A 26348-nucleotide genomic window follows, 5' to 3' on the forward strand; every position below is an offset into this window, starting at 1 on the left:
ACCACAGATGCGCATCGGTGTACTGACCAGCGGCGGCGACTGCCCCGGCCTCAACGCGGTGATCCGCTCGGTGGTGCACCGGGGCACCGACGTCCACGGGGACGAGATCGTCGGCATCCTGGACGGCTTCCTCGGACTGATCGAGGGCCGCACCAGGACCGTCACGCACGACGACGTCACCGGCCTGCTCACCCTCGGCGGCACCATCCTGGGCTCGGCCCGGGTGCGGCGGGACCGGATCGCCTGGGCGGTGGAGAACGCCAGGACGCTCGCCCGGGAGATCGGCATCGACGCGCTGATCGCGATCGGCGGCGAGGGGACGCTGACCGCCGCCAAGCTGTTCAGCGACGCCGGACTGCCCGTGGTCGGGGTGCCGAAGACCATCGACAACGACATCGACGCCACCGACGTGACCTTCGGCTTCGACACCGCCGTGCACGTCGCGACCGAGGCGATCGACCGGCTGAAGACCACCGCCGAGTCCCACCAGCGCGTCATGGTGGTCGAGTTGATGGGACGGCACACCGGCTGGATCACCCTCACCGCGGGCATGGCGGGCGGCGCGCACGGCATCCTGATCCCGGAGAAGCCCTTCGACATCGAGGCGGTGGCCCGGATAATCGAGGACCGCTTCGCGCGCGGCAAGAAGTTCGCCATCATCGCCGTCGCCGAGGGCGCCTCCCCGGTGCCCGGCACCATGCGCTTCGACCACGGCGAGGTCGACCAGTACGGCCACCGGACCTTCGGCGGGATCGGCAACCGGCTCGCCCACGAGCTGGAGGACCTGCTCGGCAAGGAGGCCCGCCCCGTCATCCTCGGCCACGTCCAGCGCGGCGGCACCCCGACCGCCCGGGACCGGGTGCTCGCCACCCGGTTCGGCTGGCACGCGGTGGAGGCCGTCCACCAGGGGGCGTTCGGGCACTTCACCGCGCTGCGCCGGACCGGCATCGAACTGCTGCCGATCGGCGACGCGGTGACCCGGCTGAAGACGGTGCCGGAGGACCGCTGGGCGGAGTCCGAAGCGGTGCTGTGAAACGGCGCGGGTAGGTTGGGGCCATGGCTTCGACTGCTCCCCCCCGCGTGCTCACCGTCGCCGGCTCCGACTCCGGCGGCGGCGCCGGCATCCAGGCCGACCTCAAGGCGATGCTCGCCCTCGGCGTCCACGGCATGAGCGTGATCACCGCCGTCACCGCGCAGAACTCGCTCGGCGTCCAGGGCTACTGGGAACTGCCCGCCGAAGCCGTCCGGGCGCAGTTCCGCAGCGTGGTGGACGACATCGGGGTGCAGGCCGTGAAGACCGGGATGCTCGCCTCGGTCGAACTCGTCGAGACCGTCGCCGAGCTGCTGGCCGGGGTGGACGCCCCGGTGGTGGTCGACCCGGTCGGGGTCTCCAAGCACGGGGACGCGCTGCTGGTCGCCGAGGCCGTCGCCACCGTCCGCGAGAAGCTGCTGCCGGTCGCCACCCTGGCCACCCCCAACCTGCACGAGGTGACCCAGCTCACCGGGCTGGCCGTCGAGGACGAGTCGCAGATGCTGGACGCCGCCAAGGCGCTGGTCGACCTCGGGCCGCGCTGGGCGCTGGTCAAGGGCGGCCACCTGCCGGGCGAGGCCGCCGACCTGCTGTACGGCGGACCGGACGAGGTGCACTGGTTCCGGGCACCGCGCTACGACAACCGCCACACCCACGGCACCGGCTGCACGCTGGCCAGCGCGATCGCGGCCGGCCTGGCCAAGGGCGAGCCGCTGCCGCTGGCGGTGGCCTCGGCCAAGGAGTACATCACCGGCGCGATCGCCGGGGGCTTCGCCCTGGGCGCCGGCATCGGCCCGGTCGACCACGCCTGGCGCTGGCGCTAGCGAAGGCCCGGAACGTCCGGAACGTCCGGAAAAAAGCGGTGGGCGGACTCCTCAGAGGAGCCCGCCCACCACGGTCACGTCCGGAAATCGGCGCAACCGGCCACGGAAACAGTGAAGCCGGCCCATCCGAGGATGAACCGGCTCACTGGAGGACCGGCATGCCGGTCTGCGCGTCAGCGCGAGACCTTACCGGCCTTGATGCACGAGGTGCAGACGTTGAGCCGCTTCGGCGTCCGCCCAATCACAGCGCGCACCGTCTGAATGTTGGGGTTCCAACGACGGGGGGTACGGCGGTGAGAGTGGGAGATGCTGTTGCCGAAGCCCGGCCCCTTGCCGCAGACGTCGCAGTTGGCAGCCACAGGAGTCACTCCAAGACTTCAGATCAGATACTTTCGAAAACCCCACTCAGCCACCAGAACACTCGCGTGAACCAGACCGGACAAGGGGGTGAGCCTGGACGGTTCCAGGCAACCGGAAGAGCATACAACGCTTGCTTCCGTCCCACGAAACTACCATGACCGGCCGAGTGATCGCTCCTGCCCGCCGGACCGGACGGCCCTCCCCGCCCCCCGATAACCTGCCGGTATCACCCCTTGCCGCCGCCCGGCCCGCGTCACCGCCCCGGGCCGCCGCGGCGTCCCGTCCGGAGGAGACCTGGTGCTGCACACGCTCGACGCCCCGGCCGTGCGCACCTGGTGCCAGCTCGCCCTGCGCGCGCTCGGCCAGGCCCGCGAGGAGATCGACGCGCTCAACGTCTACCCCGTCCCGGACGGCGACACCGGCACCAACCTCTACCTGACCGTCGAGTCCGCCGCCGCCGAGGTGGAGAGCCGCTTCGCCGACCCCGCCGCCGACCCGGCGCCCGGGCTGGCCGAGACGGTCCGGGCGATGGCCCGCGGCGCGCTGGTCGGCGCCCGGGGCAACTCCGGGGTGATCCTCGCCCAGTGGTTGCGCGGCACCGCCGAGACGCTCGCCGAGGGCGGCGGCGCCGAACAGCTGCGGGCCGCCCTGCAGCGGGCCGCCGACTCCGCCTACCAGGCCGTCGCGGAGCCCGTCGAGGGCACCCTGCTGACCGTCGCCCGGGTCGCCGCCCGGGAGGCCCACCGGGCCGGGGGCGGGCTCGCCCAGGTCGCCGACACCGCCTACCGGGCCGCCCGGGACGCGCTGCGGCACACCCCCGAGCAGCTCGCCGTCCTGGCCGAGAACGGGGTGGTGGACGCCGGCGGGCGCGGCCTGGTGGCCGTCCTCGGCGCGCTCGCCGACGCCGTCGCCGGGCAGCAGCCGATGGGGCCGGTCGCGCTGCGCGGGGACGTCCGGGCCGTGGAGAGCTGCGAGACGCACCTGCGGCCGCCCGGCCCCGGCCACCCCGCCTTCGAGGTCATCTACCTGCTGGACGCCCCCGACGAGGCGCTGCCCGCGCTGCGCGAGCGGCTCGGCGGGCTCGGCGACTCGCTGGTGATCGGCGGCGGCGACGGCCTGTGGAACGTGCACGTCCACGTGGACGACGCGGGCGCCGCCGTGGAGGCCGGGGTCGGCGCCGGGCGCCCGCACCAGATCCGGATCACCCACTTCGCCGAGGCCGCCGCCCGCTCCGGCACCGCCGCCGAGCGCGGCGAACGCGAGGAACGGGCCCGCGCGGTGCTCTCGGTGGTCTCCGGCGGGGGCCTGGCCGAGCTCTGCGAGCAGGCCGGAGCCGTCGTCCTGCACGCCGACCCGGACCGCCCGCCGGCCAGCGCCGAGCTCGCCGACGCGGTGCGCCGCTCGGCCGCCCGCGAGGTCGTCCTGCTGCTCAACGACCCCGAGCTGCGCGCCGCCGCCGGGGCCGCCGCCGACCAGCTGCGCGAGGAGGGGGTGCGGATCGCCGTCCTGCCCACCCGCTCGCCGGTGCAGGGGCTGGCCGCGCTCGCGGTGCACGAGGGCGGCCGCCGCTTCGACGAGGACGTGGTCGCCATGACCTCCGCCGCCGGCGCCACCCGCTACGCGGAGCTGGCCGTCGCCGAGGGGGAGTCCTGGACGATGGCGGGGGTCTGCCAGGCCGGGGACGTGCTCGGGCTGATCGACGGCGACGTCGCGGTGATCGGCGCCGGGCTGGCCGAGGTCGGCGAGAGCGTGCTGGACCGGATGCTCGGGGCCGGCGGCGAACTCGTCACCCTGGTCCTCGGCGGCGGCACCGACGAGGCGCTCGCCCACCGGCTGGTCGCCCACGTCCGGCACCGCCGGCCCGAGGTGGACGCGGTGGTCTTCCACGGCGGGCAGGAACCGGCACCGCTGCTCATCGGGGTGGAGTAGGGGCGGGGGCCGCCCTTGGCCCGGTTTGTCGGCCCGGTGGTGTAAACAAGGCGCTGATGGGCGCTCTCGATGAACCACTGACCAAGCTCGTCGGCGACCGCACCGCGAAGGTGCTCGCCGACAGCCTCAAGCTGCGCACGGTCGGGGACCTGCTGCACCACTACCCGCGCCGCTACGTCGAGCGCGGCCAGCTCACCAGCCTGGACGAGCTGGAGGTCGACGAGCACGTCACGGTGCTGGCCCGGATCGAGAAGGTCACCCTGATCCCGTTCCGCGGCCGCAAGGGCGACCGGCTGGAGGTGGTCGTCACCGACGGCCGCAGCCGGCTCTCGCTGGTCTTCTTCAACCAGGGCTGGCGGCAGAAGGAGCTCAGGGCCGGCGCCCAGGGCCTGTTCGCGGGCAAGGTCGGGGTCTTCAACCGGACCCGCCAGCTGGTCTCGCCGGACTATCAGCTGCTCGACGAGGACGCCGGCTCCGACGCCGCGCGGCAGTTCGCCGGCCGGCTCATCCCGGTGTACGGCGCCAGCGCGCAGATGCCCAGCTGGAAGCTGTCGATCTGCGTCGAGACGGCACTCACCAAGCACCTCGGCGACGTCGGCGAGCCGCTGCCCGCCGAACTGCGCGAGCGGCACGACCTGATCCCGCTGCCCGAGGCGCTGGAGCTGATCCACCGTCCGCGCGGCCACGCCGACCGCGAGCGCGCCCAGAGCCGGCTGCGCTGGGACGAGGCCTTCGTGCTCCAGGTCGCCCTCGCGCAGCGCCGGGCCGCCGACTCCGCCCTGCCCGCCAAGCCGCGCGCGGCCCGCGAGGGCGGCCTGCTGGACGCCTTCGACGCCCGGCTGCCGTTCACCCTCACCGAGGGGCAGCGGAAGGTCTCCGCCGAGATCGCCGCCGACCTCGCCACCGACCACCCGATGCACCGCCTCCTCCAGGGCGAGGTCGGCTCCGGCAAGACCCTGGTCGCGCTGCGCGCCATGCTCGCCGTGGTGGACGCGGGCGGCCAGGCGGTGCTGCTGGCGCCCACCGAGGTGCTCGCCCAGCAGCACCACCGCTCGGTCGTCGAGATGATGGGGGACCTCGCCGAGGGCGGCATGCTCGGCGGCTCCGACCTCGGCACCCGGGTGGTGCTGCTGACCGGCTCGATGGGCGTCCCGGCCCGCCGCCAGGCGCTGCTCGACATGGCCTGCGGGGACGCCGGGATCGCCATCGGCACCCACGCGCTGATCGAGGACAAGGTGCAGTTCCAGGACCTCGGCCTGGTCGTGGTGGACGAGCAGCACCGCTTCGGCGTCGAGCAGCGGGACGCGCTGCGGGCCAAGGGCGAGCAGCCGCCGCACCTGCTGGTGATGACCGCCACCCCGATCCCTCGCACCGTCGCGATGACGGTCTTCGGGGACCTGGAGACCTCCGTCCTGGACCAGCTGCCGGCCGGCCGCTCGCCGATCTCCACCCACGTCGTCCCGGCGCTGGAGAAGCCCAACTTCCTCACCCGGGCCTGGGAGCGGGTCCGCGAGGAGGTCGCCAAGGGCCACCAGGCGTACGTGGTCTGCCCCCGGATCGGGGACGAGGAGCCGGCGGCCGACCCGAAGAGGAAGAAGCGCAAGGCCGCCGAGGACGGCTTCGAGGAGGTCGCCGACGCGGGCGCGGAGAGCGACGAACGGCGGCCGCCGCTCTCGGTGGTGGAGACGGCCGAGAAGCTGGCGAAGGGCCCGCTGAGCGGTCTGCGGGTGGAGATCCTGCACGGCCGGCTCGCGCCGGAGGCCAAGGACGAGGTGATGCGCCGCTTCACGGCCGGCGAGGTGGACGTGCTGGTCGCCACCACGGTGATCGAGGTCGGCGTCAACGTCCCCAACTCCACCGCGATGGTCATCATGGACGCCGACCGCTTCGGCGTCTCCCAGCTGCACCAGCTGCGCGGCCGGGTCGGCCGCGGCAGCGCGCCGGGCCTGTGCCTGCTGGTCAGCGAGATGCCCGCGGGCAGCGCCGCGCGGGCCCGGCTGGACGCGGTGGCGGGCACCCTGGACGGCTTCGAGCTGTCCCGGATCGACCTCGAACAGCGCCGCGAGGGCGACGTGCTGGGCCAGGCCCAGTCCGGGGTGAAGTCCTCGCTCAAGGTGCTCTCGGTGCTGGAGGACGAGGAGGTCATCCTCACCGCCCGCACCGAGGCCACCCGGCTGGTCGCCGAGGACCCGGACCTGGCCGCCCACCCGGAGCTGCGCACCGCGCTGGAGAGCCTGCTCGACGAGGACCGCGCGGCCTACATGGAGAAGGGCTGAGCCGCCTCCGGACGGGCCGCGCGGCCCCGGAATTGTCAGACCCCCGGGAGAGAATGAAGGTGTTCAGGGCGCACCCCCAAGGTGCGTTCCTGGCACGACACTTGGGGGTCAAGCCATGGCATTCCGTCATCTCAACGAGCTCCCGCTGGGCGACAAGGTCTTCCGGATCGAACTCGCCAGCGACGACGACCGCGAGGTCACCCTCACCCTGACCGGCTGGCGCGAGGGGGCGGCCGCCGCACCGCTCGCCTCGGGCAAGCTCCGCCTGCCGGTCGAGGACGTCGCCTCGCTGCGGATCGCGCTCAACCGCGCGCTGCGGGCGCTGGCGATCGTCGCCGACGTCTCCGAGCCCATCCCCGACCGCGACGTGCTGCGCGAGCTGTACCCCGGCCACGGCGCCCCCTGGGTGCCGCAGCACGAGGAGGAGCTGGTCCGGCGCTTCCACGACGGCGAGACCGTCGCCCGGATCGCCGCCCGCTTCGGCCGCACCCCCGACTCCGTCCGGACCAAGCTGCGCGAGCTCGGGCACGACCCGCGCCGCCCCGAGTTCTGCCCGCCCGACGGCTGCCTGTCCTGGTCCCGCTACGCCTCGCCGGCCCTGCTCGGCGCGAGCGTCCCGGCCCAGTCGGCGGGCTCCGAGGCGAGCTGACCACCCGAGTGCGCGGCCGCGGCCCGGTGGGGGATTCCCCGCCGGGCCGCGGCCGTCCGGGGTGGGCGCGCGCCCGTCCGGCGCGGGCACAGGGCCCGTCCGGCGTGAGCGCGGTGCGGTGATCGGGATAGCGTGGTCGGGCAGCGACGAAAGGACCTCCCACCACCATGACCCGCGTGATCGCCGGGGCGGCCGGCGGCCGCCGGCTGGCCGTACCGCCCGGCCGGGGCACCCGCCCGACCTCCGACAAGGCCCGTGAGGCGATGTTCTCCACCCTGGAGGCGCTGCGCGGCACCCTGCACGGGGTCCGGATGCTGGACCTGTTCGGCGGATCGGGCGCGGTCGGGCTGGAGGCGCTGTCCCGCGGCGCCGAGCACGTCCTGCTGGTCGAGGCGGACGCCCAGGCGGCCCGGGTGATCCGGGAGAACGTCCGGACGATCGGCCTGCCGGGGGCCGAGGTGCGGGCCGCCAAGGCGGAGAAGGTGATCGTCGGCCCGCCCCCGCAGAGCCCGTACGACCTGGTCTTCCTCGACCCGCCGTACGCGGTCACCGACGAGGAGGTCCGCGAGATGCTGATCACACTCCTGGCCGGGGGCTGGCTCGCGGAGGACACGCTCGTCACCGTGGAGCGCAGCACCCGCGGCGGCGGGTTCGCCTGGCCCGAGGGTTTCGAGGAGCTGCGCTCCCGCCGTTACGGCGAGGGCACGCTCTGGTACGGTCGCGCCGCCGCCGCGGCCGGCGAGCAGGAGTAGCGGGCCGCGGCCCGCAGCAGCCGTCACCCCACGAGGGAGCACACACGCCATGCGCCGAGCCGTCTGTCCCGGTTCGTTCGACCCGATCACCAACGGCCACCTCGACATCATCGAGCGGGCCTCGAAGCTGTACGACGTGGTGCATGTCGCGGTCCTGATCAACCGGAACAAGCAGGGCATGTTCACCGTCGAGGAGCGGATCGGCCTGATCGAGGAGGTCACCGCCGGCTTCGGGAACGTGGTGGTCGAGTCGCACCACGGCCTGCTGGTGGACTACTGCCGGGAGCGCGGCATCCCCGCGATCATCAAGGGCCTGCGCGCGGTCAGCGACTTCGACTACGAGCTCCAGATGGCCCAGATGAACCACGGGCTGACCGGGGTGGAGACGCTGTTCGTGCCGACCTCGCCGACGTACAGCTTCCTCTCCTCGACGCTGGTCAAGGAGGTCGCCTCGTACGGGGGCGACGTCTCGCACCTGCTGCCGGAGACGGTGCACGGCCGGCTGGTCGAGCGGATCGCGGAGCGCAAGGCGGCGCAGTAGTCCACTGCCTGTCGGTTCCTGCCGGTTCGTCACGTCATGTCCGTTTGCCCGGAGACCGGTTCGGCTCAGGCGTTGTGACCCCGCTGGGCAGTGGCCGTACAGTCTGTATCCCTGCCCCGCGGTGAGGTTCACCGCGTCGGGCCTGCCTCCGCCGGACCGTCGGCGGCACACGGAAAGACGAAGCCCCGTGGACGTGCAGAACAAGGTCGACGAGATCGTGGCGGCGGTCGAGAACGCCCGCTCGATGCCGATGTCGGCCTCCTGCGTGGTGAACCGGGCCGAGCTGATCGGCCTGCTCAACGACCTCAGGTCGGCCCTGCCCGCCGAACTCGCCCAGGCCCAGTCGGTGATGGCCGACCACGAGCAGGTGGTGGCCGGCGCCCAGGCCGAGGCGGACCTGATCATCCAGGGCGCGCACGCCGAGCGCGGCTCGCTGATCTCGGACACCGAGGTGGTCCGCCAGGCCCAGGCGCAGGCCGACCGGATCCTCGCCGAGGCGCGTGCCGAGGTCGACGCCAAGCTGGCCGAGGCCGACGACTACGTGGACAGCAAGCTCGCCAACTTCGAGGTCGTGCTCACCAAGACGCTCGGCGCCGTCGGCCGCGGCCGCACCAAGCTGCGCGGCGACTCCAGCGTCTTCGAGGCCGAGCCCGAGGGCGAGAGCGACGGCGAGGAGTTCCGCCCGCAGCGGATCAGCCCGAGCCCCGAGGTCGACGAGTACGTCGATGTGAAGCTCGCCACCCTGGAGAACGTGCTCGGCGCCACCCTGGAGGCGGTCGGCAAGGGCCGGGACAAGCTGCTCGGCAAGCGGCCCATCGACGAGCTGGGCGCCTACCTGGCCGCCGCCGACCAGGCCCAGGAGGCCAAGGAGCGCGCCGAGGCCGTGGCCGCGGGCTTCGCCCACGACCCCGACGGCGGGGACATCGCCTGGTACCGCGAGGACGTCCCGCAGCAGCAGACCTGGCCGGAGCAGACCCCGGCCGCGGCCGGCTGGCAGGCCCCCGGCACCGACCAGTACGCGGCCGCCCAGCAGCCCGGCGGGCAGTACGCCGAGGTGTACGGCGGCGGCTACGACCCGGCCGGCCAGGGGGACCCGTACAACACCCAGTGGGGCCAGCAGCAGGGCGGCTACCAGCAGCAGGGCTACCCGGACCAGCGGCAGGAGGGCTACGGCTATCCCCAGCAGCAGCCGGGCTACGCCGCGCAGCCGTACGACGACTACGCCTACCCCCAGCAGCCCGCCCTCCCGCCGGCCGTGCCGCACCAGCAGCAGGGGCACGGGCAGGCCCAGGGTCACGGGCAGGCGCAGGGCCACGGGCAGGGGCAGGCCCAGGGCCAGGGTCTGGACGAGACCAGCTTCTTCGACACCAGCATGATCGACATGACCAGGCTGCGGGAGCTCGGCGGCCGCTGAACCGGCCCCGCCGCGACGGTGCGGGAGTCTCCTGACGGGACCGAAGTTGGGCCTGACGGGAGACTCCGGTAGTCTGACCACTCCGGCCTCTCCATGTCCGGCTGTCGGCTTGCCCGCGCAACGCCGACCGGACGGAGACGCAATCGAAGAACCCCCCATGGAAGTCAGGACACCGTGAACCGCCTCGACCACCGCGACCCCCTCGTGTTCGACACGCACGAGCTCGGTCGTCGCCCGGGCTCGATGCGCAAGGTGAGCCGGACCCTGGAGGCCCCCGAGGGCTTCGGGATCATCGACGTGATCGGCGTGCCGGAGAAGAGCCCGATCGAGCTGGACCTCCGCCTGGAGTCCGTGGTCGAGGGCGTGCTGGTCACCGGCACGGCCGAGGCGGGCGTCGAGGGCGAGTGCGTCCGCTGCCTGGAGCCCGTCGAGTTCGACATCGACGTGGACTTCCAGGAGCTGTACTACTACCCGGAGTCCGACGAGCGCCACCGCGCCCGGACCACCGGGACCGAGGACCTCGACGAGGACTCGGAAGAAGAGACTTACCGTCTGGAGGGCGACTTCTTCGACCTCCGGCCGGTGCTGCGTGACGCGGTGGTGCTCGCACTGCCGCTGCAGCCGGTGTGCCAGGAAGACTGCCTGGGCCTGTGCTCCGAATGCGGAGCGCGCCTGAGCGACGACCCGGCGCACCACCACGATGCCGCCGACCCCCGGTGGGCGGCTCTGCAGGGACTCTCCGCCGCCCCCGGCGACGAGGGTGACGGATCTAAGAACAGCGACACCCGTGAGGGTCTCGCCGAGAACCAGGAGAAGTAGCCGTGGCTGTTCCGAAGCGGAAGATGTCGCGCAGCAACACGCGCCACCGTCGGTCCAACTGGAAGGCCGTTGTTCCGGCCCTCGTGGCGTGCGACCGCTGCCACGAGCCGAAGCTGGGCCACATCGCGTGCCCGAGCTGCGGCACGTACAACCGTCGCCAGGTCCTCTCGGTCTGATCGGCGGGGTGTACGGATCGATGTCGGACGGTAACTCCACCCGCAAGGCGACCATCGCCCCGAAGGGTTCCTCTTCGGGCGGCGGCAAGGCCGGCGGGCCGGCTTCGACCGAATACGACGTTCTGGAAGGGCGCCTCGGGTACACGCTCGAGCGCGCCCTTCTGGTACGTGCCCTGACCCACCGCTCGTACGCGTACGAGAACGGTGGGCTGCCCACCAACGAGCGCCTGGAGTTCCTCGGCGACTCGGTGCTGGGCCTCGTGGTGACCGACACCCTCTACCGCGTCCACCCGGACGTCCCGGAGGGCACGCTCGCCAAGCTGCGCGCCGCGGTGGTCAACTCCCGCGCGCTCGCGGACGTCGGCCGCGGCCTGGAGCTCGGCACGTTCATCCGCCTCGGCAAGGGCGAGGAGGGTACCGGCGGCCGCGACAAGTCGTCGATCCTCGCCGACACCGTCGAGGCCGTGATCGGCGCCATCTACCTGGACCAGGGACTGGACGCGGCCACCGAGTTCGTCCACCGGCTGTTCGACCCGCTGATCGAGGAGTCCTCTCAGCTCGGCGCCGGCCTGGACTGGAAGACCAGCCTCCAGGAGCTCACCGCCTCGGTGGGCATCGGAGTGCCGGAGTACGTGGTCATGGAGTCCGGTCCGGACCACGAGAAGACCTTCACCGCGGCGGCCCGGGTGGCCGGCGAGGACTTCGGCAGCGGCGTCGGCCGCTCGAAGAAGGAAGCCGAGCAGAAGGCCGCCGAGAGCGCCTGGCGCGCGATCAAGGAGAAGTACGCCGACCGGCTGCCCGCCGGCGCGTGATCCCGCAGTAGCCTTCACTCCTGCTGATCCGTACCGAGCAGGAGGCGTGTTGCCGTGCCCGAACTTCCCGAGGTCGAGGTCGTCCGCCGTGGTCTGGCCACCTGGGTGGCCGGACGGACGGTCGCCGACGTCCAGGTGCTGCACCCGCGCGCGGTGCGCCGCCAGCCGGCCGGCGCGGCGGACTTCACCGCCCGGCTGACCGGCACCACCCTCGGCACCGCGCAGCGGCGCGGCAAGTACCTGTGGGTGCCGCTGGCCGGCACCGGGGCGGGGTTCTCGCTGATCGGCCACCTCGGGATGAGCGGCCAACTCCTCGTCCAGGACCCGTCCGTACCCGACGAGACCCACCTGCGGGTCCGGCTGCGCTTCGCCGACGGCGGGCGCGAACTGCGCTTCGTCGACCAGCGGACCTTCGGCGGCCTGGCGGTCGAGGAGGCCGAGGACGGGGACCCGGAGGGCACCCCGGTCTCGATCGCGCACATCGCCCGCGACCCGCTCGACGCGCGCTTCGACGACGCCGCCTTCGTGGCCGCGCTGCGCGCCAAGCGGACCACCGTCAAGCGCGCCCTGCTCGACCAGACCCTGATCAGCGGCGTCGGCAACATCTACGCCGACGAGGCGCTGTGGCGCTCCAGGCTGCACTACGACCGCCCGACCGCGACGCTCACCCGCCCGCAGGCCCTGCTGCTGCTGGCCAACGCCCGGGACGTGATGAGCGCGGCGCTCGCCGTCGGCGGCACCAGCTTCGACAGCCTCTACGTCAACGTGAACGGCGAGAGCGGCTACTTCTCCCGGGACCTCGACGCCTACGGCCGCGAGCAGGAGCCCTGCCGCCGCTGCGGCACCCCGATCCGGCGGGCGGCCTGGATGAACCGCTCCAGCTACTTCTGCCCCCGCTGCCAGCGCGTGCCGCGCGCCCGCAGCGAGGGCTGAGGCGGGCTACTTCCGGGCGAGTTCGGGTTCGTCGGCGGCCGGTTCCCCGGGCGTGCCGTGGGTGTCCTGGCCGAAGTAGGCGACCCCGACCGCGGCGACCACCGCCAGCAGGAAGCCGATCACGCCGAGCCAGCCCAGGCCGGCCTTGGAGGAGTCGCCGAGCCAGAGCACGCCGACCGCGCCGGGCAGCACCGTCTCGCCGACCACCAGCGCGGCGGTCGCGCCGTTCACCGAGCCGATCTGGAGCGCCACGGTGTGGATGTACATGCCGCCGATGCCGCCGACCAGGACCGCGTACAGCGCCGGGTCGGAGAGCAGCTCGCCGAGCGCGAACGGCTCGATGCCGTTGAGGATGCGCACCCCGACGCCCAGGGCGCCGAAGCCGAGGCCGGAGAGCAGGCCGGCGACGATCGCGCCGTTGGCGCCCATCCGCCGCACCAGCAGGCTGCCGCCGACCAGCAGCACGGTGGTGACGATCAGCAGCCACCAGTGGAAGGCCATCGCGGTGTGGTGGCCGCCCTCCGGCCCGGCCGAGACGGCCAGCAGCACCAGCGCCGAGCAGAGCACGGCGATCGAGGCCCACTCCAGCTGCTTGAGCCGGATGCCCAGCAGCTTGATGCTGAGCACCGCGGTGATCACCAGGTTGGCGCTGATGATGGTCTGGGAGAGGAACAGCGGCAGCAGCCGGGCGGCCAGCGCGCCGAGCCCGAAGCCGATCAGGTCGAGCACCGTGCCGAGGATGAACTCCCAGGTGACGGCGGCCTTCGCGGTCGAGGACAGGCTCGGGCCGCCGTGCTCGGTGGTCGAGCTGGTGGCGCCCTTGGCCGCCTCCTCCCGGGCGGAGCGGCGGGATCCGACAGCCTGGAGGACCGAGCCGGTGCCGTAGCAGGCGGATGCCGCCACGGCGGTGACGAGGCCGATGATCACCGAGAACTCCGATCGGGAGGTGGGTCGAGAACGGTCTGGGTAAAGAAAGGGCAATGGGACCGGTGGTCCGGGACCACTATGCCCGCCCGCACGGTACGGTCGGCACGCCCCCCGGAGTGCCCCGGAGCGGGGCCGGGCCTGCCGGGACGTACGTTCGGCGGCCTCCCGCGGTTCCCGCGCGGGCCCCGACTCAGGGGTGACCGGGGGAAACATCATCCCCGAGGAGGGGGCGGCCCCGGCGGTCGGCGGGGAGTCTTGTCAGTACCAGTATGCGAAGGGTATGGCGTGCTCAGGGGCCGGTCACGGTAGCGTCGGGGGCATGAGAACCCTTGCACGACGTTCCCGGGGCGCCGGGCCGCTAGCCCTGGTGGCGGCGCTGCTCGGGCTGCTGCTCCTGCTGGCACCCGCGGCCTCGGCGGCCGGCGGCCTGAGCGACGCCACCGCCGCCCTGAAGAAGGGCCAGGTCTACGTCGACCCGGCCATGACCAGCCGCTTCAGCCAGGCCCAGGCCGACGCCCTGACCAAGAAGATCGACAAGGCCGACAAGCCGATCTTCGTCGCGGTCGTCCCCGACTCGCCGGCCTTCGCCAAGGCGACGGTCTTCAAGGACCTCCGCACCACGGTCGGCGTCGACGGCGTCTACGCGGTCTGGCGCGGTGACCAGTTCACCGCCCGCGCCGACCGCGGCGCGCTCGCCGCCGGCGTCCCGGAGCGGATCTCCGGCGCGGCCTTCCGCTCCCACAACGGCGACATCGACGCCACCCTGAACGACTTCGTCGACCAGGCCGCCCCGCAGACCAAGGGCACCGGGGTCAACCACAGCACCTCGATCGCCTGGGTGGTCATCCCGGTGGTGCTGGTCGCGCTGGCCGGCGCCGGCGTCTTCCTCCTGTTCCGCCGCGCCAAGCAGCGCAAGGAGGCGCAGGCCCGGGCCGAGCTGGAGCAGCTGCGCCGGGTGGTGGACGAGGACATCACCGCCTTCGGCGTGGAGCTGGAGCGGCTCGACTTCAGCCCGGCCGCGGCCGACGCGGACGACGCCCAGCGCACCGACTACAGCCACGCCCTGGACTCGTACGAGAAGTCCAAGCGGCTGATGGACGAGGCGAAGAAGCCCGAGGACGTCAAGCAGGTCACCGAGGCGATCGAGGACGGCCGCTTCTCGCTGGCCACCCTGGCCGCCCGGCGGGAGAAGAAGCCGCTGCCCGAGCGCCGTCCCCCGTGCTTCATGGACCCGCGGCACGGCCCGTCCGTCAAGGACGTCGACTGGACTCCGGCCGGCGGCGCCGCGCGCACCGTCCCGGTCTGCCAGGCCGACGCGGACCGGCTCGCGGCCGGCCTCGACCCGGCGATCCGCACCGTCGACACCGAGCACGGCCCGCAGCCGTACTGGAACGCCGGCCCGGCGTACGCGCCCTGGGCGGGCGGCTACTTCGGCGGCTTCGGTGGCGGCGGCCTGCTGCCGGGCCTGCTGGTCGGCACCATGCTCGGCTCGATGATGAGCTCCCCGGCCTACGCGGCCGCGCCGATGATGGACGGTGGCCACGGCTACCAGGACCAGCACGAGGGCGGTGACTTCACCGGCGGCGACTTCAACGGCGGCGACTTCGGCGGGTTCGGCGGCGGTGGCGACTTCGGTGGTGGCGGCGGCGACTTCGGCGGCGGGGACTGGTAACCCGCTCGACCGACCGCACGCTTCCGCGGCCCCGCCGGTTCTCCGGCGGGGCCGCTCCCGTTCGCGCGGGGGCGTCGTCCGCGGAGGCGGACCGGGGCCGAGCTGTGACCGGGAGCGCGGACGGCTAGGGTCGGGGCATGCACGGTCGCGACGCCCACAGTGAGGAACCGGTCCGGGTGACCGCCTGGGTCCGGGGGAAGGTCCAGCAGGTCGGGTTCCGCTGGTGGACCAGGGCACGGGCGCTGGAGATCGGACTGAGCGGCTACGCCAGCAACCTCGGCGACGGCCGGGTGCAGGTGGTGGCCGAGGGACTCGCGGCCGACTGCGAGCAGCTGCTGGCCCGGCTGCGCGGCCCGGGGACCCCGGGGAACGTCAGCGGGGTCACCGAGATCTGGACGGCCGTCGGCCCTGGCTACGAGGGTTTCGAGATCCGCTGAGCCGCGCCGGGCCGGGCCGCCGGCGGTGCTCCGCGCGGGCTCCCGGGAAAAGATCCGGAACCGGCGGTGTCACGAGGTTGCCATCCGGGCAGACTCGTGGTTGACTCCGCATCGAACGATGATCCACGAGCACGCGGTGGACCCGTCCCGAAGCCCCCCAGGCGTGATGACACCGCCGGGCAGGTGACAGGGGCGCGGTAGCGTGCGGTGATCGTGTTGACCCTTTCCGTCTTTGGTGAGACGCTGGAAGCCCGCGCACACGACCGCGTTCTCCCGGTAGGCGCATGCCCCCGTGAGCCCAGCTCACGGTGGTTGTGCCGCAGTGCCCAGCCAGCACTTCCGGTGACGCGCCGCGCGTGCGTCCCCCTTCCCCCTAGACCTGTACCGTTCCGGTTCGGTCACTCAGCGTGGAGGACCATTCATCATGGCAAAGGCGCTTCTCGGGTACGTCGGCGGCCCCGACCCGCGAATGCTCTCCGAGATGCGACGGCTTCAGCAGCGCGTCCAGGACCTTGAAGCGGAGCTCCTTCGGATGCAGGCTGAGAACGACGCTCTCACCGCTGTCGCTGACGAGCACTCGCTGCTCAACAGCATCGATCTGGATCAGCGGGAGCCGGCTCTCACCTGAGTCCCGCCCGGTCCTCGCAGATCGACGCCGTTGCGCACCGAGCCGCCCCGAAAGGGACGCAGCTTGCAAGGGACGCCCTGATGTGGCGTCCCTTCGTCGTGTCCGGGCTCCGGATACAGTCGGTTCCCGTCTGAGCGATAGAGGGGACCGGCCGCGTGCACCTGAAGAGTCTGACGCTGCGCGGGTTCAAGTCCTTCGCCTCCAGCACCACCCTGCGCTTCGAGCCCGGCATCACCTGCGTCGTCGGCCCGAACGGCTCCGGCAAGTCGAACGTGGTCGACGCGCTGTCCTGGGTGATGGGCGAGCAGGGCGCCAAGTCGCTGCGCGGCGGCAAGATGGAGGACGTCATCTTCGCCGGGACCAGCGGGCGCGCACCGCTCGGCCGGGCCGAGGTCAGCCTCACCGTCGACAACACCGACGGCGCCCTGCCGATCGACTACTCCGAGGTGACCATCACCCGGACCATGTTCCGCAACGGCGGCAGCGAGTACGCCCTCAACGGTGAGACCTGCCGCCTGCTGGACATCCAGGAGCTGCTCTCCGACTCCGGCATCGGCCGCGAGATGCACGTCATCGTCGGGCAGGGCCAGCTGGACTCCGTGCTGCACGCCGACCCGATGGGCCGGCGCGCCTTCATCGAGGAGGCGGCCGGCGTCCTCAAGCACCGCAAGCGCAAGGAGAAGGCGCTGCGGAAGCTGGACGCGATGCAGGCCAACCTCAACCGGGTCCAGGACCTGGTGGCCGAACTGCGCCGCCAGCTCGGACCGCTCGGCCGGCAGGCCCGGATCGCCCGCCGGGCCGCCGGCATCCAGGCCGACCTGCGCGACGCCCGGCTGCGGCTGCTCGCCGACGACCTGTGCGCGCTCCGCCGGGCCGTCGAGGCCGAGGTCGCGGACGAACTGGCGCTGCGGCTGCGCCGCACCACCGTCGAGCAGGAGCTGGCCCGGGCGGTGCAGCGCGAACGCGTCCTGGAGGCGCAGGTCGAGCAGCTCGGCCCCGGACTGGAGACCGCCCGGCAGACCTGGTACCGGCTCTCCGCGCTCGCCGAGCGCACCCGCGGCACCGTCGGGCTGGCCGAGGCCCGCGCCCGGCACGCCGTCGCCGGGGGCCGGGGCGAGGAGCGGCGCGGGCGCGACCCGGAGGACACGGAACGGGAGGCCGCGCGGGTCCGCGAGGAGGAGGCCGCGCTGACCGAGGCGCTGGAGGAGGCGCGGTACGCGCTGGCCGAGGCGGTCGAGCGCAGGGACGGACTGGAGCGGGAGCTGGCCGCCGAGGAGCGCCGGCTGCGGGACGCCGCCCGGGCCATCGCCGACCGCCGGGAGGGCCTGGCCAGGCTGCAGGGCCAGGCCGCCGCCGCCCGGTCCAGGGCCGCCGCCGCGCAGGCCGAGATCGGCCGGCTCGCCGAGGCCAGGGACGAGGCGCTGCTGCGCGCCGAGGCCGCCCGGGGCGAGCTGGACGAACTCCAGCGGCAGGTGGACGGCCTGGCCGGGGAGGACGAGCAGGCCGAGGCCCGGTACCGGCGGGCGCGCGAGCACCTCGCCGCGGTGGAAGGGGAGCTGGCCGCGGCCCGGGAGGCGTCCGCCGCCGCCGAGCGCGAGCGGGCCGGGCTGACCGCGCGGCACGAGGCGCTCTCCCTCGGGCTGCGCCGCAAGGACGGCACCGGCGCGCTGCTGGACGCGGGGGAGCGGCTGGGCGGGCTGCTCGGCCCGGCGGCCGCGCTGCTGCGGATCGAGCCGGGGTACGAGGTGCCGCTCGCCGCCGCGCTCGGTGCGGCGGCCGACGCGGTGGCCGTCGACTCGCCGTCCACCGCCGCCGGGGCCCTGCGGCTGCTGCGGGCCGAGGACGCCGGCCGGGCCGCGCTGCTGATCGCCGGTACCGCCGGCTCCGCCGAGGCGGCCGAGCCGGCGGGGGAGCTGCCGGACGGGGCCCGCTGGGCGGCCGAACTGGTCGACGGCCCAGCCGAGTTGCTCGGCGCGGTCCGGCGGCTGCTGGCCGGGGTGGCGGTGGTCGCGGACCTGGACCGGGCGCTGCGGCTGGTCGCCGGGCACCCCGCGCTGTGCGCCGTCACCGCCGACGGTGACCGGCTCGGCGCCGGCTTCGCCCAGGGCGGCTCCGGCGGCGCGCCGAGCCTGCTGGAGACCCGGGCCGCGGTGGACGAGGCGGCCCGGGCGATCGGCGAACTCGCCGTCCGCTGCGCCGAATCGGCCGGGCGGCTGGCCCGACTCGCCGAGCAGCGACGGGAGTCGGCCGCCGAGGTGGAGCAACTCGCCGAGCGGAGACGGCAGGAGGAGAAGGAGCGGGCCCAGGTCGCCGGGGCGCTCGGCCGGCTCGGCGGGCAGGCCCGCGCCGCCGCCGGCGAGGCCGGTCGGCTGTCGGACGCCGCCGCCCGCGCCGAGCAGGGGGTGGCCGAACTGCTCGACGGCGCCGAGGAGCTGGCGCGGCGCCTGGCCGCCGCCGAGGAGTCGGCCCGGGCCGGGGAGGACGAGCCGGACGCCGCCGAACAGCAGCGGCTGGCCGGGGCCGCGAGCGACGCCCGGCAGGCCGAGCTGGAGGCCCGGCTCGCGGTGCGCACCCACGAGGAGCGGGTCCGCGCCCTGGCCGGCCGGGCCGACCAGCTGGACCGGGCCGCCCGCGCCGAGCGCGAGGCGCGCGCCCGGGCCGCCGAGCGCCGCCGGCGCGCCGAGCACGACGCCTCGGTGGCGAACGCCGTCGCGGCGGGCGCCCGGCAGCTGCTGGCCTGCCTGGAGGTGTCGCTGGCCCGCGCGGACGCCGGGCGGGCGGCCGTCGAACAGGCGCGGGCCGAGCGCGAGCACGAGCTGCGCGAGCACCGGGAGCACGGCCGCGGGCTCAAGGAGGAGCTGGACAAGCTGGTCGACGCCGGGCACCGGGACGAGGTGCTGCGGGCCGAGAAGCGGCTGCGGATCGAGCAGCTGGAGGCCCGCGCGCTGGAGGAGTTCGGCATCGACGGCGGCGAGCTGCTCGCCTCGTACGGGCCGGACCAGCCCGTCCCGCCGTCCACGCCCGAGGAGGGGACGGAACCGGGCGAGCCGTACCCGTACGTCCGGGCCGAGCAGGAGAAGCGGCTGCGGGCGGCCGAGAAGGCGTACCAGCAGCTCGGCAAGGTCAACCCGCTGGCGCTGGAGGAGTTCGCCGCGCTGGAGGAGCGCCACCGGTTCCTCGGCGAGCAGCTGGACGACCTCAAGCGCAGCCGGCGCGACCTGCTGGACATCGTCCGGGAGGTGGACCAGCGGGTCGAGCAGCTGTTCACCTCGGCGTACCACGACACCGCCGCCCAGTTCGAGGGCGTCTTCGCCCGGCTCTTCCCGGGCGGGGAGGGCCGGCTGGTGCTGACCGACCCGGAGAACATGCTCGCCACCGGGGTCGAGGTCGAGGCCCGGCCGCCGGGCAAGAAGGTCAAGCGGCTGTCGCTGCTGTCCGGCGGCGAGCGCTCGCTGACCGCGGTGGCGCTGCTGGTCGCGATCTTCAAGGCCCGGCCCAGCCCGTTCTACGTGATGGACGAGGTGGAGGCGGCGCTGGACGAGACCAACCTGCGCCGGCTGATCGGGATCATGGAGGAGCTGCGGGAGAGCTCCCAGCTGATCGTGATCACCCACCAGAAGCTCACCATGGAGTCGGCCGACGCCCTCTACGGCGTGACCATGAAGGGCGACGGCATCTCGCAGGTGATCAGCCAGCGGCTGCGCGAGGAGCACCGGGAGCGCCGGCCGCGGGCCGTACGCACCGCATCGGTGTAGGGCGGCTGCGGTCCATCCGGGCTCCGGTCGCGGATACTGGAGCGGATATGGAATACGTGATCCTTGCCGTAGTCATCGCCGTGGTCGCCATCGGCGCGATCGCCGGCCTCGTCGTTTCCGGCAGACGACGCCAGCAGCTGCCCCCGAAGTCGCAGGCGCCGGTCATCACGGCGCCGAAGCCCACCCCGCAGGAGCCCCAGGTCGGCGAGGAGGCCGCGCCGCCGACCGAGGCGCCCCGCCGCACCGTCGAGGAGGTGCAACTCCCGGAGGCCGAGGCGCCCGCCGAGGCCGAGGCCACCGAGGTCGAGGCCGTCGAGGCCGCTGAGGCGGCCCCGGCCATCGAGGTGCCCGAGCCCACCGCCGGCCGGCTGGTCCGGCTGCGCTCGCGGCTCTCCCGCTCGCAGAACTCGCTCGGCAAGGGCCTGCTCTCGCTGCTCTCCCGCGAGCACCTGGACGAGGACACCTGGGAGGAGATCGAGGAGACGCTGCTCACCGCGGACGTCGGCGTCGCCCCCACCCAGGAGCTGGTCGAGCGGCTGCGCACCCGGGTGAAGGTGCTCGGCACCCGCACCCCCGACGAGCTGCGCGCGCTGCTGCGCGAGGAGCTGGTCGAGCTGGTCGGCAAGGACTCCGACCGTGCCGTGCGCTCCACCAAGCACGAGGAGGGCCCGGCGGTGGTCCTGGTGGTCGGCGTCAACGGCGTCGGCAAGACCACCACGACCGGCAAGCTGGCCCGCGTCCTGGTCGCCGACGGCCGTACGGTGGTGCTCGGCGCCGCCGACACCTTCCGCGCCGCCGCCGCCGACCAGCTCCAGACCTGGGGCGAGCGGGTGGGCGCGCGCACCGTGCGCGGCCCGGAGGGCGGGGACCCGGCCTCGATCGCCTTCGACGCGGTCAAGGAGGGCATCGCCGAGGGCGCGGACACCGTGCTGATCGACACCGCCGGCCGCCTGCACACCAAGACCGGCCTGATGGACGAGCTGGGCAAGGTCAAGCGGGTCGTCGAGAAGCACGGCCCGGTGGACGAGGTGCTGCTGGTGCTGGACGCCACCACCGGCCAGAACGGCCTGATCCAGGCCCGGGTGTTCGCCGAGGTGGTCGACATCACCGGCATCGTGCTGACCAAGCTGGACGGCACCGCCAAGGGCGGCATCGTGGTCGCGGTCCAGCGCGAGCTGGGCGTGCCGGTCAAGCTGATCGGCCTGGGCGAGGGCGCGGACGACCTGGCCCCGTTCGAGCCGGGGGCGTTCGTGGACGCGCTGATCGGCGACTGACAGCCTCCGCGAAGCGTTCGATCAGGGAAGCGCACGAAGGGCCCGCCCCCTCCAGGGGGCGGGCCCTTCCGCGTGCCGGGGCGGGGCGGTCAGGAGGCCATCCAGGCCGGCTCGGCGGTGCGCTCGCGGCCGCGGTGGCAGGCGTAGGCGAGGGTGCCGAGCAGTAGCCGGGCCTCCGGCGGGCAGCCCGCGTTGTCGCGGGTGGGGCGGCGCAGCCAGCGGACCGGGCCGAGGCCGCCGAGGACGGTGGGCGGGGCGGCGACGTGGCCGCCCTCGCCGTGGCAGACCAGGTCGAGCGCGGCGTCGTCCCAGCCCATCCGGTACAGCAGGTCGGGCAGGCGCCGGGCGGTGCCGGCGGCGACCAGGAACTGGAGCCGGCCGGTGGGGGGCGCGAGCACCGGGCCCACCTGGGTGCCCATCCGCTCCAGCCGGACCAGGGCCTGGAGGCCGGCCTGCTCGGGGACGTCCAGGACGTCGAAGGCGCGGCCGGTGGGGAACAGCACCGCGCCCTCGGTGCGGGCGGCGCGGGCCCGGCCGCCGCCCCGCACGGGGTGCAGGCCGGGCGCGGCGCAGCGGGGGGAGCCGCAGGGACAGCGGGGCGGGGCGGTGGCGCCGGCGACCGGGGTGCCGGTCTCCGGATCGCCGGTGACGACCGCCCAGCCCCAGCGGCCGGTGTACTCCGCGGCGGCCTGGGACGCGGTGACCTTGGTGCGGCGGCGCGCGCCCAGCGGTGCCAGCCGCAGGTGCCCCAGTCGAAGTTCGCCGAACAGGTTGTCCATGCCTCCCCCAACAGGTTCTTGTTGCCGATGGTTACGGGACGGTGACTGTGTGTCGATTGTCAGCCGTGTGGTGCGTAGTGCGGTGGCGGCGCGCAGCGCGTGGTGTGCGCCTGTTCCGGCGGTGCGCCTCGGGCGCCGCCTTGTGGGGGCGGCGCCGATGCCGGATCGTCGTGTTCGTGGGGCTGTCGCCGTCCCGAGTGGACGGTGAACTCGCCTGTGGCTGCGGTGGGTTGCGGGTTCCGCCGGGTCCTCCGGGATGGGCCGGGGGACTTGGCGGCCCGCATATGCCGGGCCGTCGGGACTCCCTAAGTGAAGCGTGTGCCCCCGGGCTTCGGTTCACTCCTGGGGGTGGCGAAAGGTGGCGTTTCGCCAGGGGCGCTCCCACGGGCCCCTCACGGGGCATTACGTTCAGCGTGCGGATGTCGTCGAGGAGTCTGTCCCGGGCCGTCGGGCAACGGGAGTTGGGAATCTGACGGATCGTCCGCAACGATGGCACACCAGTGCGAGGGCGCTGCGGTACGGCGGCGCCGCGGCACCTCAGGCACGGCACGTCTGGCAAGAGCCCGCAACCGTCGGGCGGTCACGATCGGGGGCCCCGGTAGGGGCCGGGCGGGATGGGGACGTTACCCATGGCAGAGAAGCAACCGAATGAGAAGCTGACCACGTGGTTCGCCCGCAGTGGCTGGTCCAAGGGCGAGTTGGCCCGCCAGGTCAACCGCAAGGCCCGGCAGATCGGTGCCCACCACGTGTCCACCGACACCTCCCGGGTGCGCCGCTGGCTCGACGGCGAGCAGCCCCGCGAGCCGATCCCCAAGATCATGTCGGAACTCTTCTCCGAGCGGTTCGGCTCGGTGGTCTCCATCGAGGACCTCGGCCTGCGCGCCGCGATCCCGGTCTCCACCGTGGGTGGCGGCGTCGACCTGCCGTGGAGCGGCCAGCAGACCGTCCAGCTGATCAGCGACTACTCCCGCAGCGACCTCATGCTCAACCGCCGGGGCTTCCTCGGCACCTCACTGGCGCTGACCGCGGGCGCCGCGCTGATCGAGCCGATGCAGCGCTGGCTCGCCCCCGGCCCGAGCGGCGTCCCCACCCCGATCCTCACCGCGGCCAACGGCGGCGAGGCCTTCACCGGCCGGCTCTCCGAACCCGAGCTCGAACTGCTGGAGCAGACCACGGTCATGTTCCGGCAGTGGGACGCCCAGAACGGCGGCGGGCTGCGCCGCAAGGCCGTCGTCGGCCAGCTGCACGAGGTCACCGACCTGCTCCAGGAGACGTACAGCGAGGACACCACCAAGCGGCTGTTCCGGCTCACCGCCGAACTCGCCCACCTGGCCGGGTGGATGTCGTACGACGTCGGGATGCACCCGAGCGCGCAGAAGTACTACGTGCTCGCCCTGCACGCGGCCAAGGAGGCCGGCGACCGCCCGTTCGGCGCGCTGATCCTCACCGACATGAGCCGCCAGATGATCCACCTCAACCGGGGCGAGGACGCCCTGGAACTCATCCACCTGGCCCAGTACGGCAGCCGCGACGCCGCCACCCCGCGCCAGCAGTCCCTGCTGTACGCGATGGAGGCGCGCGCCTACGCCACCATCGGCGAGGTCAACCGCTGCGCCCGGGCGATCCGGCTGGCCGAGGACACCTTCACCGACATCCGGGACGGGGACCAGGACCCGGACTGGCTGAAGTTCTTCTCGCCCGCCGAGCTGAACGCCGAGAACGCCCACTCCTTCCGCGACCTCGCGTACCACTCGGACAACGCCGAGCTGTACGCCTCGCTGTCCGCGCCGGTGATGGAGACCGCGGTCGACCTGTTCCGCCAGGACGCCGACCACGTGCGCTCGTACGCCTTCAACCTGATCGGCATGGCCAGCGTCCACCTGCTGCAGAAGGAGGCCGAGCAGGCGGTGGTGATGGCCGAGCAGGCGGTGGACATCGCCACCAAGGTGCGCTCGGAGCGGCTGAACTCCCGGGTCCGCAAGACCACGGAGGCCGCGTCGGCCCGGTTCAAGGGCGTGGACGCGGTGAGCCGGCTCAAGGAGCGGGTGGTCCAGGACATCCCGGAGTTCGTCTCGGTGGTCTGACCGGAGGCCCGCCAGGGCCGTCCGAAGGAAAAGCTCCACCGACCGTGGCGGCCGCCGCCGTCACGGTCGGTGGCATGTCCGGCAGCCGATGGCCCGGCCGGGCCGCGGCGGCCGCGGTTCACGCAGCCGTAACCCGCGCGTCGCACGCGTCACCGCGGTGAAACAACCGGCCGCACCGGCCGAAACCAGCCTTCGGCACGCTCCTCCTCAACGCCGACACCCCGGGTGGCACCACGGGACGGGTCCCCGGGTGCGGATCGGCCTGGACGCAGAGGAGACGCCGATGCCGGACGGCTTCAGCGCGGGCGACACCGCCTTCGTACTCATCAGTGCGGCCCTGGTCATGCTGATGACCCCAGGGCTCGCCTTCTTCTACGGGGGCATGGTCAGGGCCAAGAGCACGCTGAACATGCTGGCGATGAGCTTCCTCTCGCTCGGCATCGTCAGCGTGCTGTGGGTCCTCTACGGCTACTCGCTCAGCTTCGGGTCCGACTCCTTCGCCGGCCTGATCGGCAACCTGGACCACCTCGGGATGCGCGGCCTCGGCCTCGACGAGCTGACCGGCTCCATCCCGGTCACCGCCTTCGCGCTGTTCCAGCTGATGTTCGCGGTCATCACCCCGGCGCTGATCAGCGGCGCCGTCGCGGACCGGGCCAGATTCGCCGCCTGGGGCCTGTTCATCGCGCTCTGGGTGACGGTCGTCTACTTCCCGGTCGCGCACTGGGTGTTCTTCTTCGACGGCGGCCACGGCGGCTGGCTGGGCGACCGCAACGGCGTGATCGACTTCGCCGGCGGGACGGCCGTGCACATCAACGCGGGCGTCGCCGGCCTCGCGCTCTGCCTGGTGCTGGGCAAGCGGATCGGCTTCAAGAAGGACCCGATGCGCCCGCACAGCCTGCCGCTGGTGATGCTCGGCTCCGGGCTGCTCTGGTTCGGCTGGTTCGGCTTCAACGCGGGCTCGGCGCTGGCCGCCAACGGCGTCGCCGCGATGGCCATGGTGAACACCCAGGTCGCCACCGGCGCGGCGCTGGTCGGCTGGCTGGTCTACGAGCGGTTCAGGCACGGCGCCTTCACCACGCTGGGCGCCGCCTCCGGCGCGGTGGCCGGCCTGGTCGCGATCACCCCGGCCTGCGGCTCGGTCAGCCCGCTCGGCGCGGTGGCGATCGGACTGGTCGCGGGCGCGGTCTGCTGCGCCGCCGTCTCGCTCAAGTACCGCTGGGGCTTCGACGACTCGCTCGACGTGGTGGGCGTGCACGCGGTCGGCGGGGCGGTGGGCTCGCTGCTGGTCGGCCTGTTCGCCACCGGCGGGGTCGGCCAGGGCGTCAAGGGCCTGTTCTACGGGGGCGGGATCGGCCAGCTGGGCAAGCAGGCGATGGGCGTGGCGGTGGTCGCGGCGTACTCCTTCGTGCTGTCCTGGCTGCTGGCCAAGGCGGTCGACCGGCTGGTCGGCTTCCGGGTCTCCGGCGAGGTCGAGACGGCCGGCATCGACCAGGCCGAACACGCCGAGTCCGCCTACGATTTCACCGCCGTGGGGGCGGGGCTGGCCCGGGCCCTGCCGGGCCTGGCCGCCGCTGCCGCGACGTCCGCCGCCGAGCGGTCCGCCGGACGGTCCACCGAACGGACCGGCGAACGGACCGGCGTCGCGGAACCCGGTGCCGCCCAGCCCGCCGTGCAGCCCGCCGAGAAGAGGACCGAGGTCGACGCCCGATGAAGCTCATCACCGCCGTGATCAAGCCGTACCGACTGGACGAGGTGAAGTCCGCCCTCCAGGCCTTCGGGGTGCACGGCCTCACCGTCACCGAGGCCAGCGGCTACGGCCGCCAGCGCGGCCACACCGAGGTGTACCGGGGGGCCGAGTACACCGTGGACCTGGTGCCGAAGGTCAGGATCGAGGTCCTGGTCGAGGACGAGGACGCCGAGGACCTGATCGACGTCCTGGTGAAGGCCGCCCGGACCGGGAAGATCGGCGACGGCAAGGTGTGGAGCGTGCCGGTCGACACCGCCGTACGGGTCCGCACCGGCGAGCGCGGCCCGGACGCCCTGTAGCCCGGCGGCCGGTCGCCCCGCGCCGGACGGCGGGCCCGTTCACCCGGGAGGGTGCGGGTCCGCCCGGCGGCGTACCGGCGCTTCCGTACCGGCCGACCGGCCGAACGGTCGACCCGCGGGCAGGACGGTTCAACCAGCACGAGGGACGGGACCCACACGCATGACCACCGAGACCAGCCCCTCCGACCCCGTCGGCTGTGCCGCCGCCGCCCGGGCCGCGCTGCTCGCCGC

The 26348-nt window shown here is 73.7% G+C and carries 23 protein-coding genes; 20 read left to right on the plus strand and 3 right to left on the minus strand.

Annotated elements, in window-relative coordinates; all coding sequences use genetic code 11:
* Positions 1-7: 7 nt before the first annotated feature.
* Positions 8-1033 carry an ATP-dependent 6-phosphofructokinase gene (locus tag ACFCY1_RS36110; protein ID WP_049656329.1) on the plus strand — a complete coding sequence of 342 codons (1026 nt, stop codon included), beginning with the start codon at positions 8-10 and terminating at the stop codon, positions 1031-1033.
* A 23-nt stretch (positions 1034-1056) separates the two neighbouring features.
* Positions 1057-1854: a bifunctional hydroxymethylpyrimidine kinase/phosphomethylpyrimidine kinase gene (gene thiD / locus ACFCY1_RS36115; RefSeq protein WP_049656332.1), complete on the plus strand. Its 798-nt coding sequence runs from the start codon at positions 1057-1059 to the stop codon at positions 1852-1854.
* Between the two features lie 173 nt (positions 1855-2027).
* Here thiD and rpmB read toward each other — a convergent pair whose 3' ends face one another.
* The gene (gene rpmB / locus ACFCY1_RS36120) at positions 2028-2213 is read right to left on the minus strand and encodes a 50S ribosomal protein L28 (RefSeq protein WP_014138233.1); all 186 of its coding nucleotides are present in this window, start codon (positions 2211-2213) and stop codon (positions 2028-2030) included.
* A gap of 298 nt (positions 2214-2511) precedes the next feature.
* Between rpmB and ACFCY1_RS36125 the strand changes: the two genes are divergently transcribed.
* From ACFCY1_RS36125 to mutM, 10 genes are all read left to right on the plus strand, one after another.
* Positions 2512-4143 carry a DAK2 domain-containing protein gene (locus ACFCY1_RS36125; protein ID WP_117489652.1) on the plus strand — a complete coding sequence of 544 codons (1632 nt, stop codon included), beginning with the start codon at positions 2512-2514 and terminating at the stop codon, positions 4141-4143.
* Positions 4144-4199: 56 nt separating this feature from the next.
* Positions 4200-6419, plus strand: a complete 2220-nt coding sequence (recG, locus tag ACFCY1_RS36130) for an ATP-dependent DNA helicase RecG (RefSeq protein WP_074001511.1) — start codon at positions 4200-4202, stop codon at positions 6417-6419.
* Positions 6420-6534: 115 nt separating this feature from the next.
* A complete protein-coding gene (locus ACFCY1_RS36135) occupies positions 6535-7068 on the plus strand; it encodes a hypothetical protein (RefSeq protein WP_049653379.1) in 534 nt (177 codons plus the stop codon).
* 167 nt (positions 7069-7235) lie between these two features.
* Positions 7236-7820: a 16S rRNA (guanine(966)-N(2))-methyltransferase RsmD gene (rsmD, locus tag ACFCY1_RS36140; RefSeq protein WP_375877283.1), complete on the plus strand. Its 585-nt coding sequence runs from the start codon at positions 7236-7238 to the stop codon at positions 7818-7820.
* A 49-nt stretch (positions 7821-7869) separates the two neighbouring features.
* Entirely contained in the window at positions 7870-8361 is a 492-nt protein-coding gene (gene coaD, locus ACFCY1_RS36145) for a pantetheine-phosphate adenylyltransferase (protein ID WP_049653382.1), read from the plus strand.
* 187 nt (positions 8362-8548) lie between these two features.
* Complete coding sequence (locus tag ACFCY1_RS36150; protein WP_375877284.1) at positions 8549-9775, plus strand: cell division initiation protein; 1227 nt, start codon at positions 8549-8551, stop codon at positions 9773-9775.
* 174 nt (positions 9776-9949) lie between these two features.
* Positions 9950-10594 (plus strand): DUF177 domain-containing protein, encoded by a 645-nt coding sequence (locus ACFCY1_RS36155; protein ID WP_049653386.1) that lies wholly within the window; start codon positions 9950-9952, stop codon positions 10592-10594.
* A 2-nt stretch (positions 10595-10596) separates the two neighbouring features.
* Positions 10597-10770: a 50S ribosomal protein L32 gene (gene rpmF, locus ACFCY1_RS36160; RefSeq protein WP_030056747.1), complete on the plus strand. Its 174-nt coding sequence runs from the start codon at positions 10597-10599 to the stop codon at positions 10768-10770.
* Between the two features lie 20 nt (positions 10771-10790).
* Positions 10791-11582, plus strand: a complete 792-nt coding sequence (rnc, locus tag ACFCY1_RS36165; protein ID WP_049653387.1) for a ribonuclease III — start codon at positions 10791-10793, stop codon at positions 11580-11582.
* Between the two features lie 54 nt (positions 11583-11636).
* The gene (mutM, locus tag ACFCY1_RS36170; RefSeq protein ID WP_049653390.1) at positions 11637-12515 is read left to right on the plus strand and encodes a bifunctional DNA-formamidopyrimidine glycosylase/DNA-(apurinic or apyrimidinic site) lyase; all 879 of its coding nucleotides are present in this window, start codon (positions 11637-11639) and stop codon (positions 12513-12515) included.
* Between the two features lie 6 nt (positions 12516-12521).
* Here the strand turns inward: mutM and ACFCY1_RS36175 are convergent, their stop codons facing one another.
* Positions 12522-13442 carry a hypothetical protein gene (locus ACFCY1_RS36175; protein ID WP_049653392.1) on the minus strand — a complete coding sequence of 307 codons (921 nt, stop codon included), beginning with the start codon at positions 13440-13442 and terminating at the stop codon, positions 12522-12524.
* Positions 13443-13761: 319 nt separating this feature from the next.
* Between ACFCY1_RS36175 and ACFCY1_RS36180 the strand changes: the two genes are divergently transcribed.
* The 5 genes from ACFCY1_RS36180 (at position 13762) to ftsY (ending at position 21208) form a co-directional block, all read left to right on the plus strand.
* On the plus strand, positions 13762-15114 hold the full coding sequence (locus tag ACFCY1_RS36180) for a hypothetical protein (RefSeq protein ID WP_074001512.1): 1353 nt from the start codon (positions 13762-13764) through the stop codon (positions 15112-15114).
* A gap of 137 nt (positions 15115-15251) precedes the next feature.
* Positions 15252-15551 carry an acylphosphatase gene (locus ACFCY1_RS36185; RefSeq protein WP_049653395.1) on the plus strand — a complete coding sequence of 100 codons (300 nt, stop codon included), beginning with the start codon at positions 15252-15254 and terminating at the stop codon, positions 15549-15551.
* Between the two features lie 424 nt (positions 15552-15975).
* On the plus strand, positions 15976-16179 hold the full coding sequence (locus ACFCY1_RS36190; RefSeq protein ID WP_045702518.1) for a hypothetical protein: 204 nt from the start codon (positions 15976-15978) through the stop codon (positions 16177-16179).
* A gap of 155 nt (positions 16180-16334) precedes the next feature.
* Positions 16335-19934: a chromosome segregation protein SMC gene (smc, locus tag ACFCY1_RS36195; RefSeq protein WP_375877285.1), complete on the plus strand. Its 3600-nt coding sequence runs from the start codon at positions 16335-16337 to the stop codon at positions 19932-19934.
* A 47-nt stretch (positions 19935-19981) separates the two neighbouring features.
* Entirely contained in the window at positions 19982-21208 is a 1227-nt protein-coding gene (gene ftsY / locus ACFCY1_RS36200) for a signal recognition particle-docking protein FtsY (protein ID WP_375877286.1), read from the plus strand.
* 89 nt (positions 21209-21297) lie between these two features.
* Here ftsY and ACFCY1_RS36205 read toward each other — a convergent pair whose 3' ends face one another.
* Entirely contained in the window at positions 21298-21987 is a 690-nt protein-coding gene (locus ACFCY1_RS36205) for a bifunctional DNA primase/polymerase (protein WP_074001515.1), read from the minus strand.
* A 629-nt stretch (positions 21988-22616) separates the two neighbouring features.
* Here ACFCY1_RS36205 and ACFCY1_RS36210 point away from each other — a divergent pair.
* The 3 genes from ACFCY1_RS36210 (at position 22617) to ACFCY1_RS36220 (ending at position 26117) form a co-directional block, all read left to right on the plus strand.
* Positions 22617-24071: a hypothetical protein gene (locus ACFCY1_RS36210; RefSeq protein ID WP_181970686.1), complete on the plus strand. Its 1455-nt coding sequence runs from the start codon at positions 22617-22619 to the stop codon at positions 24069-24071.
* 283 nt (positions 24072-24354) lie between these two features.
* Entirely contained in the window at positions 24355-25782 is a 1428-nt protein-coding gene (locus tag ACFCY1_RS36215; protein ID WP_375877287.1) for an ammonium transporter, read from the plus strand.
* Positions 25779-26117 carry a P-II family nitrogen regulator gene (locus tag ACFCY1_RS36220; RefSeq protein WP_049659191.1) on the plus strand — a complete coding sequence of 113 codons (339 nt, stop codon included), beginning with the start codon at positions 25779-25781 and terminating at the stop codon, positions 26115-26117. The genes ACFCY1_RS36215 and ACFCY1_RS36220 overlap by 4 nt, the downstream gene beginning before the upstream one ends.
* Positions 26118-26348: the final 231 nt, after the last annotated feature.

The organism is Kitasatospora sp. NPDC056273 (genome assembly GCF_042268845.1).
Lineage (GTDB): Bacteria > Actinomycetota > Actinomycetes > Streptomycetales > Streptomycetaceae > Kitasatospora.

Excerpts from the sequence above, each read along its gene's own strand:
- ACFCY1_RS36110 (WP_049656329.1), top strand. The coding sequence starts at position 8 with ATGCGCATCGGTGTACTGACCAGCGGCGGCGACTGCCCCGGCCTCAAC.
- thiD (WP_049656332.1), top strand. The coding sequence starts at position 1,057 with ATGGCTTCGACTGCTCCCCCCCGCGTGCTCACCGTCGCCGGCTCCGAC.
- recG (WP_074001511.1), top strand. The coding sequence starts at position 4,200 with ATGGGCGCTCTCGATGAACCACTGACCAAGCTCGTCGGCGACCGCACC.
- ACFCY1_RS36135 (WP_049653379.1), top strand. The coding sequence starts at position 6,535 with ATGGCATTCCGTCATCTCAACGAGCTCCCGCTGGGCGACAAGGTCTTC.
- rsmD (WP_375877283.1), top strand. The coding sequence starts at position 7,236 with ATGACCCGCGTGATCGCCGGGGCGGCCGGCGGCCGCCGGCTGGCCGTA.
- coaD (WP_049653382.1), top strand. The coding sequence starts at position 7,870 with ATGCGCCGAGCCGTCTGTCCCGGTTCGTTCGACCCGATCACCAACGGC.
- rnc (WP_049653387.1), top strand. The coding sequence starts at position 10,791 with ATGTCGGACGGTAACTCCACCCGCAAGGCGACCATCGCCCCGAAGGGT.
- ACFCY1_RS36180 (WP_074001512.1), top strand. The coding sequence starts at position 13,762 with ATGAGAACCCTTGCACGACGTTCCCGGGGCGCCGGGCCGCTAGCCCTG.
- ACFCY1_RS36185 (WP_049653395.1), top strand. The coding sequence starts at position 15,252 with ATGCACGGTCGCGACGCCCACAGTGAGGAACCGGTCCGGGTGACCGCC.
- ACFCY1_RS36190 (WP_045702518.1), top strand. The coding sequence starts at position 15,976 with ATGGCAAAGGCGCTTCTCGGGTACGTCGGCGGCCCCGACCCGCGAATG.
- ftsY (WP_375877286.1), top strand. The coding sequence starts at position 19,982 with ATGGAATACGTGATCCTTGCCGTAGTCATCGCCGTGGTCGCCATCGGC.
- ACFCY1_RS36205 (WP_074001515.1), bottom strand. The coding sequence starts at position 21,987 with ATGGACAACCTGTTCGGCGAACTTCGACTGGGGCACCTGCGGCTGGCA.
- ACFCY1_RS36210 (WP_181970686.1), top strand. The coding sequence starts at position 22,617 with ATGGCAGAGAAGCAACCGAATGAGAAGCTGACCACGTGGTTCGCCCGC.
- ACFCY1_RS36215 (WP_375877287.1), top strand. The coding sequence starts at position 24,355 with ATGCCGGACGGCTTCAGCGCGGGCGACACCGCCTTCGTACTCATCAGT.
- ACFCY1_RS36220 (WP_049659191.1), top strand. The coding sequence starts at position 25,779 with ATGAAGCTCATCACCGCCGTGATCAAGCCGTACCGACTGGACGAGGTG.